Annotated in this window: 9 protein-coding genes; 7 read left to right on the forward strand and 2 right to left on the reverse strand. The window is 71.9% G+C overall.

Translation table 11 applies throughout. The annotated features are described in order from the left end of the window. Position 1: 1 nt before the first annotated feature. Entirely contained in the window at positions 2 to 976 is a 975-nt protein-coding gene (locus HS104_07575; protein ID MBE7479828.1) for a c-type cytochrome, read from the reverse strand. Between the two features lie 270 nt (positions 977 to 1,246). Between HS104_07575 and HS104_07580 the strand changes: the two genes are divergently transcribed. The 7 genes from HS104_07580 to HS104_07610 all read left to right on the forward strand — a co-directional run bounded on the left by HS104_07580 (position 1,247) and on the right by HS104_07610 (position 16,303). Then, complete coding sequence (locus HS104_07580) at positions 1,247 to 2,395, forward strand: protein kinase (GenBank protein ID MBE7479829.1); 1,149 nt, start codon at positions 1,247 to 1,249, stop codon at positions 2,393 to 2,395. Then, a complete protein-coding gene (locus HS104_07585; GenBank protein MBE7479830.1) occupies positions 2,392 to 5,316 on the forward strand; it encodes a hypothetical protein in 2,925 nt (974 codons plus the stop codon). Before HS104_07580 ends, HS104_07585 begins: the two co-directional genes overlap by 4 nt. Continuing rightward, positions 5,313 to 7,568 carry a cyclic nucleotide-binding domain-containing protein gene (locus tag HS104_07590; protein MBE7479831.1) on the forward strand — a complete coding sequence of 752 codons (2,256 nt, stop codon included), beginning with the start codon at positions 5,313 to 5,315 and terminating at the stop codon, positions 7,566 to 7,568. Before HS104_07585 ends, HS104_07590 begins: the two co-directional genes overlap by 4 nt. Beyond that, positions 7,568 to 9,637 carry an NAD(P)-binding domain-containing protein gene (locus HS104_07595; protein MBE7479832.1) on the forward strand — a complete coding sequence of 690 codons (2,070 nt, stop codon included), beginning with the start codon at positions 7,568 to 7,570 and terminating at the stop codon, positions 9,635 to 9,637. The genes HS104_07590 and HS104_07595 overlap by 1 nt, the downstream gene beginning before the upstream one ends. Positions 9,638 to 9,763: 126 nt before the next feature. Continuing rightward, positions 9,764 to 11,248: a VWA domain-containing protein gene (locus tag HS104_07600; protein MBE7479833.1), complete on the forward strand. Its 1,485-nt coding sequence runs from the start codon at positions 9,764 to 9,766 to the stop codon at positions 11,246 to 11,248. Between the two features lie 103 nt (positions 11,249 to 11,351). After that, positions 11,352 to 15,563 (forward strand): FecR domain-containing protein, encoded by a 4,212-nt coding sequence (locus tag HS104_07605; protein MBE7479834.1) that lies wholly within the window; start codon positions 11,352 to 11,354, stop codon positions 15,561 to 15,563. Continuing rightward, positions 15,560 to 16,303 (forward strand): 16S rRNA (uracil(1498)-N(3))-methyltransferase, encoded by a 744-nt coding sequence (locus tag HS104_07610; protein ID MBE7479835.1) that lies wholly within the window; start codon positions 15,560 to 15,562, stop codon positions 16,301 to 16,303. Before HS104_07605 ends, HS104_07610 begins: the two co-directional genes overlap by 4 nt. Here the strand turns inward: HS104_07610 and HS104_07615 are convergent. After that, positions 16,284 to 17,186 carry a radical SAM protein gene (locus HS104_07615; GenBank protein MBE7479836.1) on the reverse strand — a complete coding sequence of 301 codons (903 nt, stop codon included), beginning with the start codon at positions 17,184 to 17,186 and terminating at the stop codon, positions 16,284 to 16,286. The two genes, HS104_07610 and HS104_07615, sit on opposite strands and share 20 nt — an antisense overlap. Positions 17,187 to 17,212 lie beyond the last annotated feature (26 nt).

Consider the following 17,212-nt stretch of genomic DNA (forward strand, 5'->3'; position numbering starts at 1 on the left):
ATCAGGGCTCGAAGCGCAGCATCGGGTTGTGCACCGCGGGGACGCTCTTCAGGTAGTCGTAGATGGCGCCCAGGTCGGCATCGCTCATGCCCGCGTAGAACGTCCAGGGCATCAGCGTGTTCGGCTGCCCGGCTTCGACCCTGGGCGCCGCCTTGGGATCGCGATAGGCGGCGAAGCGCGCGACGAACTCGGCCCGAGTCCAGCGGCCGATGCCGGTCTCCGCATCGGGGGTGATGTTCGCGGAGCGCACCGCACCGCCGGTCGGGAGCGGGATGCGGGTGCCGCCGGCCAGGTACATGCCGGCCTTGGGCTCGTTGCCGTCGCGTTGGGTGTGGCAGTGGGTGCAGCCGCCGACCGTGACCAGGTACTTGCCCGCCGCGAGGGGGTCCTTCGTGCTGTCCGGGCAGGCCCAGGGCTCGGCGGCCTTCGGCAGCGTGCGGATCAGCAGGCTCACCGGGAAGTCCAGCTGCGCCTCCGGCACCGTGCCGGCCTTCGGAGAGAGCGTGCGCAGGTAGGCGACGATGGCGTCGGCGTCGCTCTGGCAGAGGTGTGAGAAGTCCTGCCATGGCATCAGCGGAAAGAGCGCGCGCCCGTCCTGGGCGACTCCGGTGGTCATCGCGCGCGCGACCTCTCCGTCGCTGTGAGCTCCGACGCCGGCCGGGGTGATGTTCGGCGCGTATACGGTGCCCGGCAAGCCGAGCTCCCGGCCGAAGCGCTGTCCGCCCTTGCCCTCCGTGCCCGGCACCAGGGGCCCCGAGTAGCGGGAGAAGTCCCGGCTGGAGTGGCAGTCGGTGCAGCCGGCGACGTGGTTGGCCAGGTAACGCCCACGCTCGACCGCCTCCGGGGTGGCCGACACCGGCGCGTCGCTCGCCGCCGGCGCGTTGGGCAGACCCGCGTAGACGAACCCGAGCCCAGCCCCGAGCAAGGACCCCGGGATCGAGACCGCGACCGAAACCCACTTGAACAGCTTCTTCATGCCCATCTCCGTCGTTCCTCCTGACTCGAGCGAGGATGGGGCTTTGCTGCGGACCGTGTTCCTAAGAGCTTCCTCCGAGCTTCCTATCAATTTCCTATCCAGCCACCCCGCCCCGGACCCAGGGACTTGCGCTGAGATATCCGGGGGTTGTCCGGCCCGACTGCAAGGTCGGCGGCGCGCGCGGCGTTTCTGGGCACGCGGCGGGCGGTAGGCTCGACCCCGGGCGGCAGCACGATTCGGCTGCTCGCGCGTATCAAGGCGGCAAGGCTGATGGAGCGGATTGGCGAGTACCTCGTTCGGCGGCTGGTGGGCGAGGGCGGCATGGGCAAGGTCTACGAGGCCGAGGAGCGCCTCTCCCGCCGGCGCGTCGCGCTGAAGGTGCTCCGGCCCGAGCTCGCCAAGAGCGAGGAGGGGCGCCGTCTGTTCTTGAACGAGATGACGATCCTCGCGCACCTGGACCACCCGAACGTGGTGCGTTGCCTGGCCTGCACCGAGGCGGACGAGCAGCTGGTGATGGCCCTCGAGTACCTCGAAGGCAAGACGCTGCGGGAGTACCTGAACCAACACGGCGCGTTGCCCTGGGAAGAGGCGGTGGACGTCGCGGTGCAGATCGCGTCGGCGCTCTCCGCCGCGCACCGCCAAGAGCCGCCCATCGTGCACCGGGATCTGAAGCCCGAGAACGTGATGATCCTCGACGACGGCGGCGTGAAGGTCATGGACTTCGGCATCGCCAAGGTGCTTCAAGCGCTGAGCAAGACCACGACGCACAGCGTGGGCACGCTGCAGTACATGAGCCCGGAGCAGATCGACGCGACCGGCGTGGACGCGCGCAGCGATCTCTACTGTCTGGGCCTGGTGCTGTACGAGATGCTGGCCGGCAAGCCGCCCTTCGAGTCGCCCTCTCCGCGCGAGCTCTTGAACATGCAGTGCACGCAGGCGCCGCCGCCGCTGGGCGACAAGGTGCGGGGTGCTCTGCCCAAGGGCATCGAGCGCCTGTTGTTCGAGCTGCTCGAGAAGCGCCCCGACGATCGACCGGGCTCTGCGGCGGACGTATTGCACGAGCTCGAGCCCTTCGCTCCCGCGAGCGGCGGAGCGCGGCGGCGCACCCGGCCGAGCGCGACGGTTCCCGCCGCGAGCGAGCGCGAGGCGGAGGCCACGGCCAAGAAGGGCCCCGAGGCGGATGTCGCAGAGCGGCCTGCGCCCCGACCGAAGCAGGACAAACCCCGCGCCGACACCATCGCGCTGGTGGAGAAGGCCGCGGCGCCGCGCGACGTTCCGGCGCGCACGGGGCTCCTGATAGTGGTCCTGCTCAGCCTGATCGCCGGCCTCGTCACCTACCTCGTGCGCGCTTCTGGCTCGGACGACGAGCCGAGGAACGAGCCCGCGCTCACCGCCAATCCCCGGAGCGAGGCGCGGTGAGCCGTCGGGAGCTCGGCCGCGTCGGTCGAGCGCGACGCTTCGAGGCGGGCTCGGCGGAGCTGTGGCGGCTGGGGTCCGAAGAGCGCGCCCTCGCCGAACGGCTCGCGGAGCTCGGGCGCCGCGGTATCGGCGGCTTCGTCGCCATGGGTGAGGACGCCGATGGGATCTGGGTCGAGCGCCGGGTACCTCGGGAGACGCTGGCGGAGTTCTTGCGCGCGGAGCACGAGCCCAGCTCGGTGGTCGAGCGCCTCCTGGCCCTCGCGCGTGTGCTCGAGGCGCTGGAGGAGGCGAGCCTGTTCCCGGGACCGCTCTCGCCCAAGGGAGTCGTCGTGGTCGGCGACCGTGTCGAGCTCCTGGCGGACCCACTGATCCACGCGCTGGTCGGTGAGCCCGCCCTGCCCGACCGCGCCGCGGACAGTGCGTCCCCGCGCTTCATGCCGCCGGAGCAAGCGGACGGTGCTGCCTGGGACAACGCGGCCAACCGCTACGTGCTCGGGCTGATGCTCTACCGGGGGCTCGCGCTCGAGCACGCCTTCGCGGTGCGTGGCCTGCGCCACGGTCTCGAGGAGGCGGCGCACCGCGCGCCGCCGCCCATCGCCGACGCGCGGGCCGCCCTGCTGCCCCCCGGGCTTCAGAGCTTCTGCTTGCGCCTGTTGGATCCGGACCCGCGCGAGCGCCCGAAGAGCGCGGCGGAGATCGCAAGGGGCCTCTCGCGCTTCCTCGCCGGGGAGGCCCCGAAGACCGCGCGCTCTCCGGACCCCCGAGCGCCCGAGCCACCGCGGGCCGCGGAGCCGACGACCGAGGGCGCGCGTCCGGCCAAGCCAGTCTCCAGCTGGCGGCTCGGCGCGCTTCTGCCAGTGCTGGCCGGCCTCGCGCTGGCCGCCGTCGCGTTCGCGGCCTTGGACGAGCGTCCTGGCACCGAGAAGCGAGCCTTGGCTCGGGAGCCGCTCCGGCCGAGCGAGACGCTGGCCAGCGACTGCGCGGCGTGCCACCCGCGCCAGACCGGGGAGTGGCATCGCTCGGTGATGGCGCACGCCGCCAAGAGCCCCCTCTACCAGGCGCTGGAGATCTTGATCGAGGAGCAGGTCGGGCGCGACCTCGACTGCCCGAACGGCGCCGGCATTCTGCGCAGCGCCGGAGCGGGGGCGTGCCGCGATCGCGTCTCCGGATTGCCGGTCACCGGTTCTGGCGGCGAGCTCTGGTGCGTGAACTGTCACGCGCCCGCCGAGAACCTGGAGAAGAGCCTGCCGGCCTGGGACGGACGCGGCAGCGACGCGCGCTCCCGCTTGCCGCTCGCGGATCTGCTCTCCGAGCGGGCCATGGAAGGGATCTCGTGCGGCTTCTGTCATCAGGTGCGCGGGCCGGTGCGCCCGGCGCGAGGCGGCTACCAGGGCAATCCGTTCTGGACGAGCACGCGCACCGGCGAACGCTTCAGCATGCGCCCCGAAGACGCCCGGGGCGCGTTCGGCATCTCCAATAGCGGCTACGAGCTCGATCCCGCCGAGCTGTTCGCGGCAGCGGCGGCGCCGGAGGACCGGGTGCCCGGCGGCGCGCACGCCCGACCCACGAAGGCGGCCGCCGCGTTCCTTCAGGACAGTCGCTTCTGCGGCACTTGCCACGACGTGCGCTTGTTCGGCAGCGACGTGATCGGCGCGCGCAAGGGCGAGCACTTCAAGCGGCTGCGCAACGCGTTCAGCGAGTGGCAGGACTACGTCGCGGCGGAGGCTCGCGCGGGCCGCAAGGCGGCGAGCTGTCAGGACTGCCACATGTCCACGTTCCCCGGCGTGTGCGAGACCGAACGCGGGGCGCCGGGCGGCAGCGGCTGCCCACCCGGCACGCGGCTCGTGAAGCGGGCGCCCGGGAGCTATCCCGACGGGCGCTGGGCGAGCAGCTCGGGCGAGCCCAGGAGGAGCACGCCGCACTACTTCAGCGGGGTCGATCTACCGCTCTCGGCGGAGTTCGCCGATGGCCTGGTCAGTGAGCCCACCGTGGACGTGTTCGGGATCCCGCTCGGAGCCGCCCAGCGGCGCCAGATTCTGCTGCAAGCGAGCGTTTCGCTGAAGCTCGAGGGTCCCGCCCTGCGCGGCGCGACGCTCGAGCTGCCGGTGGTGTTCGAAAACGTGGGCGGCGGGCACCGAGTCCCTGCGGGGTTCAGCCAAGAACGCGAGGTCTGGCTGCACCTCCGCGTCAGCGACGCCCGCGGGCGCCGGGTCTACGAGGTCGGGCGCGTGGAGCGCGACGACGAGGATCTGCGGGACAAGGTCTTCTTGCGCGTCAACACCGACGACGGGCTCCGCGACGGGCAGGGGCGTCCGCTCGGGATGTTCGGCGCCGACGTCGCCGATGGGCCGGACGTCCCGCGCTTCAGCCCGAACCCGGCGCGCGGCGGCCAGCGCTTCCGGGGGCGAGGCCTGGTGAACTTCCAGAACGGCTTCTTGCGCTGCGTGGTCTGCATCGGCAGCGTGGACGCGAGCGGCCGCTGCCAGCCCTTGCCGGGCCAGGAGCGCGCGCGCGCCGATCGCTACGCCGACGGCACCTACGATCCGGACACGGGCGAGTGCCAGAGCAACTTGCTCGGCGACGAGGCGCTGTTCGAGACCTACTTCCCCATCGGTGCCCTGGACGCGACGCGCGGCGCGACGCGCGGTCCCGACGCCATCATCGACACGCGCTCGCTGCCGCCGCGCGTCCCCATCACCTACGTCTACGAGATCCCGACCAGCGGGTTCACGCCACCCTTCGAGGTCGAGACACGGCTCCTGTTCCGGGCCTTCCCGCCCTTCCTGCTGCGCGCGTTCATCGACTACGAGCGCCGGCAGGCGCGCCTGGGCAAGCGCCCCAGCGGACCCGCAATCGACCAGAGCGCGCTCGCTCGGAACACCATCGTGGAGATGGCCCGCGTGAGCACGGTGGTGCGGTGAGCTCGAGCGCCTGGCCGCCCTCGGTGTTCGACGCGCCGGCGCTCGTCGGCCTCGACGCCCGCGCACGCGCCGAGGTCGAACGCGCCGGGCGTTGGCGCGAGCTCGCCGCCGGCGACGTGCTCTACCGCGCTGGTGAGCCGAGCGACGCGCTCTTCGTGGTGTCGAGCGGCGCGCTCCGCCTGACCGCGGTGCGCCGCGGCGACGAGCACGAGAGCGAGCTGCGGCGCGCGCGGCGGGGCGACACGCTGGGCGAAGAAGCGGCGCTGCCGGGCGCCGCGCGGGCGGCCACCGCCACGGCAGAGCAAGCCTGCGAGCTGGCCGAGATCCCCATGGGCGTCTTGACGCGGGCGCTGGCCAAGAGCGGCGGCGACGGCCTGCCGCGCGAGGAGCGCGCGCTGCGTCGCGCGGCTTCCCGCGACCTGCTCGGCACGCTGGCGTTCGCCCGGGACCTGCCCGGAGAAGATCTGGAGCTCTTGCTCGACGGGGTGCGCTGGACCGCGCTGCCTCGACGCGCACGCCTGTTCGGAGTGGGCGATCCGTCGGACGCGGCGTACCTGGTGGTGAGCGGACTGCTCCAGCTCCAGACCGAGCACGAAGGTCGAGTCCAGGTGCGGGCCTACGTGAGCCGAGGCGACCTGTTCGGAGACGAAGACGCGCTCTCGGGGGAGCGGCGCGGCGTGCACGCCGTGGCCAAGGGAGATTGCCAGCTCTTGGCGGTGCCACGCGCGCTGCTCCGCTCGCTCGTCGATCGCAACCCGGGAGTGCTCGAGCGCATCGCGCGTCTTCGGGCGGAGCGCGTGGCGCGCCAGCGGCGAGTCGCCGACGCTTCCGTAAAGACCACCCAGCACGTGTTCCAGGATCTGTATCGACTGCAGATGGCGCGCTCGCTCCTGGCCATCGACCAAGACCGATGCGTCCGCTGCGGTCATTGCGCCTGGGCTTGTGCGGACACCCACGACGGCGTCGCGCGCCTGGTGCGCCGAGGAGACAAAATCGTGACGGAGCTCGCGGTGGCCGAGAGCGCCGCGAAGAGCCTGATGTTGCCGAGCTCGTGCCAGCACTGCCACAACCCGGTGTGCATGATCGACTGCCCTACGGGCGCCATCGGTCGCGATCCGGAAGGGGACGTGTTCATTCGCGAGGCGCTCTGCACCGGCTGCGGCGCCTGCGCCAAGGCCTGCCCCTGGGAGAACATCCGGATGGCGCCCCGCGCCGCCGGCGGCGGCTCGGAGGAGGTCGCGGTGAAGTGCGACCTGTGCAAGGGCTTCGACGCCCCAGCCTGTGTCAGCGCTTGCCCGACCGAGGCCATCACCCGGCTGGATCCGCAGCGCGACTTCCGCGAGCTCGGCGCGCTGTTCGGCGGCGAGTCGGCGGTCGCCAGCGCGGCGCCGGAGCGCTCGGGCTGGCTCGCGCTCGCGCCCTCGGTCGGTGTCGCGCTCGCCATCGGGCTGGTCCCGGCCGGCGTGCTCTTCCACGCGCGCGCGCTCGGGTCGCCGGGAAGCGGTCTGCCCTACGCGGCGGGGCTCGGCGCGCTCCTCGGCTGCTTCGGGCTCGCCGCCTACGCGCTGCCCAAGCGCCTGGGCAAGCGCTGGACGAAGCCCCGCGCGCGCAAGACGGACGCTCGAGAGATGCCTGCACCGCGCTCGCGCGTCGTTCCGCACTATCGGCTGCACGTCGCGCTCGGCCTCGGGACGGTGGCTGCGGTCGCGCTGCACTCCGGCGGACGCATCGGTCACGGCTTGGCCGGCGCGCTCTCGGTGGCGTTCTGGCTGACGGCGCTCCTCGGTGGGGTCGCCGCGCTGGCCTACCGCGGGATCCCCGCGCGGCTCTCGCGTCTCGAGCGAAAGGGCGCGCTGCCCGAGGATCTGGCACTGGAGAACGACACCTTGTTCGATCGGCTGCACCGCGCGACCAGCGGCACCAGCGAGCTGACAAAGACCATCACCGAGAAGCTGCTGGTCCCATACGCGCGCTCACCGTTCGGCGCCCTCGCGCTGATCGCGTCCGGTCGCACGCTCAGCCAGGAGCGCAGCGTGCTCCGCGCGCGCGTGGACGCCGTGCTCGAGGGCCGCGGCGGAGAACGGCTGGACGGGCTCGATGAGCTGATCCGCATCGTGGTCGAGCTCCGCGCGCTGCCCGCGCGACGCTTGCTGACCTTCTGCCTGAGAGGCCTGGTTCCCGCGCACCTGCTCGGGACCGGGATCTTGCTCGTGCTGCTGGCGCTGCACGTGCTCCAGATGACGAGGTGGTGATGGCCGACGACCGTCCCCTCGTCGAGCTCGCGCCCGAGGCTGCCCACGGCCGCCGCCGAGGCGCGCCGCGCGCGCTCGAGACCAGCGACGTGACGCGATTTCGCGGTCTGCTCCCGGCCGCCGCCGTCGGCGCCGTGGTGGCCGCCGCGCTCGCGATCTGGAGCAGCGGGCTGCCCGGGCTGCGCTCTCCCGGCGGGCAGTCGCGCCCGCATCGCCTCGCCAAGCTCGAATGCGGGAGCTGCCACACCGACGAGGGCAAGCCCCAGGAGGCCTGCCGGCGCTGTCACGGCGGGCTCCCCTCGGAGCGCCCGGCGCACCAGGAGTTGCGGAGGCGGCGCGAGCTCGGCTGTACCAGCTGCCACGCAATCCATCGCGCCGACGAAGGCGTGGCGTTCACGCCCGACGGCGCGGTGATCCGCTACGGCACGGGCTGGGAGCGCGAGCTCTCGGGGGAGCACACTCTGTTCCGCCCGACCAAGACCGTGAGCGTGCCGCTGGTCCCGGCGCGCGCGTGCGCCAAGTGCCACGACCTCGGACGGCAGGACGATCCGATCCGGGAGTGCCTGATCGAGGGCCAGCGCTCGCCCGAGCGCCCCACGGTCTGCTTCGACGAGCACCGCGCCGTCAGCGGGCTGGCCGGCGTCGGGGCGAAGGTCGCCCCCGGCGCCACCACCGAGCGCGACGCCGCCTGGGAAGCGGCGCGCGAGGTCGCCAGCCGCGGCGCCGCGCCGGCGCTCGCCGGCGTCGCGGGCAGCCCCGTCGGGATCGTCGGCAGCGGCTTCGGCGCTGCGCTGCTCGTGTTCGGGGGGCTCAGACTACGGGCACGCCGTCGCTCCGCGCGACTGGAGCAGGCTCGGCGTCAGCTCAGCGTGGTGCAGCCGGCAGCAGTGCGACGCGTGCCACACGTGGACGTGGCCACCTGCCTCGGCTGCTATGCCTGCGTCGACGCTTGCCCCTACGACGTGCTCGAGGTGCGGCGCTACGTCGCGGTCGTTGCTCGACCCGACGACTGCTGTGGTTTGACGCTGTGCGAGCAGCGCTGTCCGAACGGGTCCCTGGTGGTCAGCGATGGCGACCCCATCGACGACCGCCCCAAGGTGAAGGACACGCTGGAGTCGGTGGACGTGCCGGGGCTCTACCTGGCCGGCGATCTCACCGGGCTGCCTCTGATCCGCAACGCCATCAACCAAGGCTCGCACGCCGTGCGCGAGATCGCCGAGCGGCAGGGGCGCGCGCGCGACCGCGACGGCGACCTCGACCTGATCGTCGTCGGCGCCGGTCCCGCGGGCATCAGCGCGGCGCTCGAGGCCAAGGCCCGAGGGCTCACGGCGAAGCTCTTGGAGCAGGCGACGGTCGCCGCCAGCATCCAGAGCTTCCCTCGCGGCAAGCTGGTGTTCGACCAACCCCTGGGCATGCCCATGGTGGGCGACCTGTGGCTGGAGGAGTCCACCAAGGAGGAGCTCTTGGCCAAGTGGCTCCGCATCGTGCGTCGGGCGGAGCTCGACATCGACGAGGGGCGCCGTGTCACTCGGGTCGAGCGGCACGGCGAAGCGTTCGTCGTGACGGCGCTCGGCGAGGAAGGCGGCGAGCGGGTCTATCGCGCGCGGAACGTCCTGCTCGCCATCGGCCGCCGGGGCTCGCCGCGCCGGCTGGACGTACCCATCGCCCAGGCGGCCGAGTCCCGCGTGTTCTACGCGCTGGTGGACGCCCGGGCGTTCGCCGGACAGCGCGTGGTCGTGGTGGGACTCGGGGACACGGCGATGGAGACGGCCATCGCGCTCGCCCGCCAGCCCGCCACCCGGGTCACCCTGGTCTACCGCGGCAGCGGGTTCCGTCGCGGGAAGGCTCGCAACATCGACGAGGTGAAGCGCCTCGTCGGGCAGGGGCGGGTCCAGCTCGCCTTCGACTCCACGGTGGCGCGCGTGGAGCCGGATCACGTCGTGCTGCGGACGACAGCGGGCGAAGAGCGCGTGGACGCCGACGCCGTGTTCGTGCTGATCGGCTCGATCTTGCCCTGGGAGTTCCTGGGCGCCGTGGGTGTCCGGCGCGGCGCGGCATCCGCAGGATGACCCCGAATATTGCGGTCTTTTTCGCCAGGGGCGAGGGCCGAGAGATCCTTTGTCGGCCCCAGGCGTACTGACGAAGCACCGCCTGTAAGCTCCCGCTTCCAGGCCCGTTTGGGAGGAACAGCCGAGATGAAGGTCAAGAGCGTCGCGGGCCTGGCGGCCATCGGAATGTTGCTGTCGAGCGTGTCGGTCTGGTCCCTGACCAAGCCTCGGCTCGAGCCAGAGCCCCTCGGCGGGGTGGGGGGCGCGGAGCCGGAGCAGCCCGAGGTCCCGGCCCACCCGGGCGCCAGCTTCACTGCCGGCAGGACGCTGATGATGGAGGGCCGACTCGGCCACGGCAAGCTCCTCGCCAGCAAGGACAACCAGACCATGCTGCTGGTCAACGTGGCGGCGGACGGGTCCGGGGCGCCGCCCGTGGCCGCGCCGCTCAACCTGGCCATCGTGATCGATCGCTCGGGGTCGATGAAGGGCAAGCGCTTGCAGAACGCCATCGACGGCGCCCGCGGCATGGTGCGCCGCCTACGCGACGGGGACGTGGTGTCCGTCGTGACCTACAGCCAGACCGCCGAGGTCTTGGTCGCCCCGACGACGGTGGACTCCTTCTCGCGCGACCGCGTCAGCGCCTCGCTGGGCACCATCTCCGCGCTGGGCGACACCTGCATCTCGTGCGGCATCGACGAGGGCATGGCTCAGCTGCGCCAGCGCAGCGGGATGATCGACCGCATCTTGCTGCTCTCCGACGGCGAGGCCACCGCGGGCGTGCGCGACCCGGAGGGTTTCCGGGCCATCGGCGCGCGCATCCGCAACATGGGCGCCAGCATCAGCAGCGTCGGCGTCGACGTCGACTACAACGAGCGCGTGATGAACACGCTGGCCATCGAGTCGAACGGCCGGCACCACTTCGTGGAGAACGCGGCGGATCTTCCCCGCGTGTTCGATCAGGAGCTGGACACGCTGGCCAAGTCGCTGGCGAAGAACGCCGAGGTCGCCATCGACCTGGCGCCGGGCGTGGAGGTCGAGCGCGTGTTCGATCGCACGTTCCGCCGCGAGGGCCGCAAGCTGTTCGTGCCCCTCGGCAGCTTCAGCTCCGGCGAAGAGAAGACGCTCCTGGTCTCGCTGCGCGTTCCGCGTGGCGCGAGCGGCGAGCGGCCCGTCGCCGACATCAAGATGGGCTACGACGACCTGTCTTCGGGCACGCTGCTCGGGACCCGGGGCGAGTGCCAAGGCAAGCTGAGCGCGCTCTTGACCGACAACCCCGCGAACGTGAGCGAGATCGACCCGTTGGTCACCGCGCGCATGCTGCGCAGCCAGACCGCCGCCGCGCTCACCGAGGCGAACGAGCTGTGGGCCGCGGGCCGCGGCGAGGAAGCGCGGCGCAAGCTCGACGCGCGCCTCGACGACCTGAAGAAGCAGCGCGAGGCGACCGTGGCGCGGGCGCCGTCGCCCGCCAAAGCGAAGCTCGAAGCGGATTTCCAGGGTCAATCGAGCGCGCTCGGACAGGCCAATGAAGGGTTCTCGTCGCCGCCTGCCGGGGCCGCTCCAGCGGAAGCCGAGCGCAAGGGCAAGGCGCAGGTTCGCAGCAACGCGACCAAGGCGCTGGACTTGGCTTTCTAGAGTTGATTCTTCACTCCGTGGGACTTGTGGATTTGCCTGGACCGCAGGAACATTCGCACCAAGGGACGCCTCGTAGGCGGAGTCCGAATCGGCGGAGGAAGACATGAGTGAGAACCTCAAGGCGTCGCGCGCGCGAACACTCACGCGGCTCGTACTGGCAGTGCTCGGCCTCGGGCTCTTCGTCGCGGTGCTGCTCGCGGTCGCGCTCCGCAAGCCGCCGCCGGCGAAGGCGTCGCCGATCCAAGCGCGGCTCGAGCTGGCCGCCGGAGAGGTCAGCGTGGACCTGGGCCAGGGACCGGCGCGCGCGGTGAGCGGTACGCCGTTGCTCGCAGACGCGAAGATCACCACCGAGAAGGGCGCCCGGGCGCTGGTACGGCTGCCCGACGGGTCGCGCCTGTTCATGCGGGCCGAGAGCAGCATCAAGCTGGGCGGCGAGTCGGTCGTGCTCGAGAAGGGCGAGTACTTCCTCGACGCCCCGCCGACCGATCGCAAGCCGATGGTGCACGAGATCGCCGCGACGAGCGTGACGGCGGCGGAGGCCGGCGTGGCCATCCGTCGCGACGGCGCCGACGCCTCCGTGTACGTCGCTCGGGGCATGGCCACCGTCACGGGCAAAGGCGGCCGCGCCGAGGTGAAGGCCGGCGAGCAAGGCAGCGTGAAGGGAGAAGCCGCGCCCGTCGTCGCCGCGCTCGCGTTTTGGGAGGACTGGACCGGCGGCATGGCCGATTTCTCCTCGGGCAGCGGCGTGCCCGGCGCTGGCGCCGGCACCATTTACGGAGTGGACGTCGGAGCGCTGCCCGGCAGCGCGGCCAAGCGCCTGGAGATCGGCCGCCAGAGCGTGCGCGCCGTGGTGCGCGAGGGGCTCAGCGAGACCGAGGTCGACCAGACCTTCTTCAACCCGGGCGAGCGCGACGTGGAAGGCTGGTACTGGTTCACGGTGCCGGACAACGCCAGCGTCACGAGCTTCGCGCTCGAGACCAACGGCAACCTGATCGAAGGCGAGTTCATCGAGTCGAAGGAGGCGGCCGCGCAGTACACCGCCGCCAAACAAACCGGCCATTCTCCCGCGATCTTGGAGTGGGTGGACGCCCGCAGCTACCGCGCGCGCATCTACCCGATCCGCGCCGGGGGCACCCGTCGAGTGGTGCTGCGCTACGTGCAGATCAACCCTTCGAACGACGGCAAGCTCACCTACGTCTACCCGATGGGGCAGGGCGATCCGGTGCGCATCGGCGAGTTCTCGCTCAGCGTGGATCTGGGCGAAGCCGGGCCGAAGATGAAGCTCTCGACCTTGGTGGACGCGCGCGTCGAGGGCAACGGACGCAGCGTGACCATGCGTCGCTCCGGCTACACGCCCCGCGCGGACTTCCAGCTGGAGGCGACGCTGCCGGATCGGCGCCCGGCGCTGGCCGTGTCGCGCCACAAGGCCGACGGCGAGAGCGCCGACTACGTGATGGTGCGCTACACGCCGGACCTCGACTGGAAAGGCGTGAAGCAACAGCGCGGCGACGTGGTCGTGGTGGTGGACACCTCCGCGGCCGGGGACGAGTCGTCGCGGCAGCTCAAGACGGCGACCGCGGAGGCCATCATGCGCGCGCTCTCGGACGACGATCGCTTCGCCCTGGTGGCGCTCGACGTGCGCCCGACCGTGCTGCACCCGAAAGAAGGCATGGCAGCGGCCAGCGAGGGCGAGATCGCCAAGGCGCTCGAGGCGCTGGCGGGGCACCAACCGGGGGGCGCCACCGACATCGCCAGCATGTTCGACGTCTCGCTCCAGCGCCTGCACGGGGCCGAGCAGCCTGCCGTGGTCTACGTCGGCGACGGCGTGGCCACCAGCGGCGAGCTCAGCGGCGAGCAGATCGTGGAGCGCCTGCGGCGCGCGCTCGGCACCTCTCGCTCGCGCCTGTTCGCGGTGGGCGTCGGCTCGGAGGCGAACTACCCGCTGCTCGCCGAGCTCTCCCGGGCCGGCGGCGGCAGCGCGTTCCGTGTGGACGAGGCCGAGCAGACCACCGCGCGCGCGCTGGAGCTGACCGCGGCGCTCAAGGTCCCGACCATCACCGATCTGGAGCTCGATCTCGGCGCCGGCCTGGACGAGCCGTTCTACAGCGCCAGCGGCAAGGTCAGCCGCGGCCAGGAGGTCGTGGTGCTGGCCCGCACCCACCACGACCTGCCCAAACGCGTGAAGGTGAAGGGGCGCATCGGCGGCGAGCAGTTCACGAAGGAGTACGAGGCCGAGCGCGAGACGAGCGTGATCGCCGAGTTCGTGCCGCGGCTCTGGGCGGCGGAGTACGTCCGGCGCTTGCTCGGTGGCTCGCAGGGACCGGACGCGGAGCGCGGGCGCATCGTGGCCCTCGGCCTGGAGTACGGCCTGATGACGCCGTTCACCAGCATCCTCGCGCTCGAGAGCGAGGGCGCGTATTACCAGATGGGGATCCAGCGCAAGAAGAAGAGCAAGCTCCGCGGCAAGCAGCTCACCCTGCTCGACCTCGACGCGGACAGCGAGCGGCGCCTGGCGCTTCGTCACGCCGCCATCACGCCGCCCGGGTTCATGCCGCTCGGTTGCAGCAAGCTCGACCTGGGCGCCTCGAACGAGAAGGAGTCGGCTCCGGCGTCACGACCAGCGCCCGCCACCCAGGCGCAGCCGGGCTACGCGCCGGGTCCGCGCGCGGACATGGAAGAGCAGAAGGCCGAGGCGCCGATGGCGGCGGAGCCGATGCCGGCGCCGACCATCGCCCCCGCCGCGCCGCAGGAAGAAGCTCTCGACCAGGGCGCCATGGGTCGAAAAGGCGGAGGCTTCGCCGCGGGGGCAGGCGGCCCACCGAGGGCCGCGGCTCGCCCGAAGGCTCGGCCCATCGACGGCGACGACCTGAACCAACCCGCCAAGCCGACCATGCTGCCCCAGGCTCCGCCGCCGGTGCTGGAGAAGAAGAAGGTCGCAGCACCGGTCAAGCTCGACCCGGAGGTTGCGTCACCCTACGGCGGTAAGCTGGGCAAGGACCAGGAGGCGGACAAGCGCGGCGTCGCGCTGGCGGCCCCCGCGCTCCGCACCTGCAGCGACGCCGCGGCGCGGCCCTTGGCCCAGCGCGTGCTGCTCTGGCAGAAGCGGCTCAAGACCATCAAGAGCCCGGCGGAGCTCGTGCAACGCTACGACGCCGCCCTCGGCGCTTGCGAGCTGTCCGACTGGCGCGCGGAGCGCACCTTCCTCGATCTCTTGCAGAAGCGCGTCGACGGCGAGGGCTCTGCGAGCGTCGTGCTCGCGCACTTCGTGGGCCGCCCGGAGGTCCAGAAGTTCGTCGCCAAGCTGATCCTGCGCCGGGCCGTGGACGGGCGCCTGGTGGCGGCGGTGGAGCGCGCGCTCTTCGGCAGCGCGGTGGACTGGCCGAAGCTCGATCTCGAGCTGTCCGAGATCGGGGACGTGGACAAGCGCATCGAGAAGGTGCGCGAGGCCAGCGCGAAGGCGCCGGAGGATCCCAACGGCGGCATGCGACTGGTCAAGCTCTTGGTCGAAGCCGACAAGAAGGACGAGGCCGTGGCGCTGGGACACCGCCTGCGCGATCAGGGGTTCCTCACGCCCAACATCGCCCGCGAAATCGGCGACGTCCTGGCCCGCGCGGGCCTGGCCGACGAGGCGGTGCGTACCTACTCCGAGATCGTCGAGTTCGATCCGGAGGGCATCGACTCGCGCCGCCTGCTCGGGGACATCTACCTGGGGCACGGCTGGTACGAGCCGGCCTATCGCCAGTACCGCACCATCACCGAGCTGGCGAAGGACGACGCGCTCGGCTGGCTCCGGCTGGCGGCGGCGGCCGCCGGCGCCGGTCGCGTGGACGAGGCGCTCAGGCTCGAGCGCAAGATCGCCAACGCCCAGGGTACGCCCGGGCCGACCGATCCGCGGCGCTGGGCGCGCATGCTGTCGGCCGCTCGGCTCGCGCGCCTGGTCGAGAAACCGCCGGCGGGGACCAAGCCGGAGAGCGTGAAGCGAGAGCTGAAGGAGCTGCAGCTCTTCAGCGGCGCGGGTACGTTGGTGCTCCTGACCTGGGAGGATCTCTCGGCGGACGTCCAGCTCGTGACTCGGCTCGACGACAAGGACCTCGGGCTCGGCGAGGCGACCGATGCCGCCAAGGCGGGGCTATCGTCGGTGCTCTTGACCACACCCGACGCGGAGCGCGCGGCGTTCTTGGCGCGGCTCCGTAGCGCGAAGAAGGACGCGCCAGTGAAGCTCCAGCGCCACGACGTGGTCTGGGACGGCAAAGACTTCAAGGTCAGCTCGAAGGCGGTCGAACTCGGCGCCAAGGCGAGCGAAGCGACGCTTTGAACCTGCTGCTCTTCGAGCCGAGCGAGCTCGATCCGAGCGGGCGCGCGGTGCTCACGGACGAGCGGGCGCGGCACGTGCGCGAGGTGCTCCGGGCCGTGCCGGGGCAAGAGCTCCGCGCGGGTCTGGTGGACGGCCCGCTCGGGGTCGCCCGGGTCGTCGAGGTGCACGCGGACCGCGTGGTGTTCGACGCGTCGACCCTCGCCAGCGCGCCGACGCCCGAGCGCCCGAGGCTGGACCTGCTCTTGGCCATGCCGCGCCCGAAGGTGTTCGCGCGGCTCCTGCCCGCGCTCGGGTCCCTCGGAGTCGGGCACATTTACGTCAGCAACGCCGCCCGCGTCGAGCGCTACTACTTCGACTCGCACCGCCTGGAGGCTGCCGAGATCCGGCGCCAGCTCCTCGATGGCCTGGTGCAGGCGCGGGACACGCGCCTGCCCGAGCTCACGCTGCACCGCTCGTTTCGCAAGCTGGTGGAGGACGAGCTTCCGGCGGAGAGCCGGCGCGTGGCGCTCGACCCGGACAGCGCGGGGCGACTCCATGAGGCTTGCGCGGGCCTGGGCGCGGGTCAGCGACTCCTGCTCGCGGTGGGGCCCGAGGGCGGCTGGGTGGACTTCGAGCGCGCGCTGCTCGCTGCCGCGGGCTTCGCGTTCGCGGGCCTGGGCGAGCGGGTGCTGCGCGCCGACGTCGCGTGCCTGGTTGCGCTCGGTCTCGTGCACGAGACGCTCAGAGACTCACCTTCGTGACGAAGCCGAGCGCGCGAGTGCGTTCGGCGAACGCCTCCAGCCACTCCGGCTCGAGCGGCGCGAGCTCGGTCGCCTCCGGCTGAAGCGAGGGGCGCGCGAGCGTGTACAGATGGATGCCGGCGACCGGCACGCCCTCCCGGGCGAGGCCCCCGAGCGCCGCGAGGTAGGCCGCCTGCTCGAGTTCGCTCGGCGCCGTCCCGTGCCAGCGAAACCAACAGGTCTGGAGCCACGTGGGGCAGGCACGCGCCGCGGAGCGGAGCTTCTGCAAGTGCTCCGCCGGCGTAGCGTGACACGAGTTGATGCGTCGCGCGCCTTCGGCGGTTGCGCTGTCGAGCTTGAACCAGAGCTCGCCGCCCAGCTCGGCCAAGCGAGCGACGGCGGCGCGCACCTCGGGCTTCTCGAGCATCGACCCGTTGGTGATCAGGAGGACCTTCAGCTTGCCGCGGAGCCCGAAGCGCTCGAGCGCTCGCCCCACCACCTCGAGCGCCGGGCCGAAGTCCGGCGAGGTCGTCGGCTCTCCGTTTCCCGAGAAGGCGATGTCGGTCAGGCGGCGCGCCCCTTCGGGCGCGCGCTGGAGGAAGTCGCCGTTCAGGACCGCATCGAGCATCTCCTCGAGCTCGCTGGCGAAGAGCTCGAGATCGATGGCCGGGCCCTTGCCGGCCACGAGCTCCGGCACCTGGCAGTACACGCAGCGCCAGTTGCAGGCGTTGTTCGGGTTCAGGTTCACGCCGATGCTCACGCCGCCGGCGCGGCGCGACACGACAGGGTAGACGTAGCGCATCCCCGCGAGATCGCGGCGGTGGTCGCTCACGCTGAGGGAGCGCACCCGATCGAGCCGGTCGGACACTTCCGGGAGTCTAGCCTCCGCCGGGCAGTGGCCCATCCCTCGGGAAAAGCACGGCCAGCTTG

Source organism: Polyangiaceae bacterium (assembly GCA_015075635.1).
Taxonomy (GTDB): domain Bacteria; phylum Myxococcota_A; class Polyangia; order Polyangiales; family Polyangiaceae; genus JADJKB01.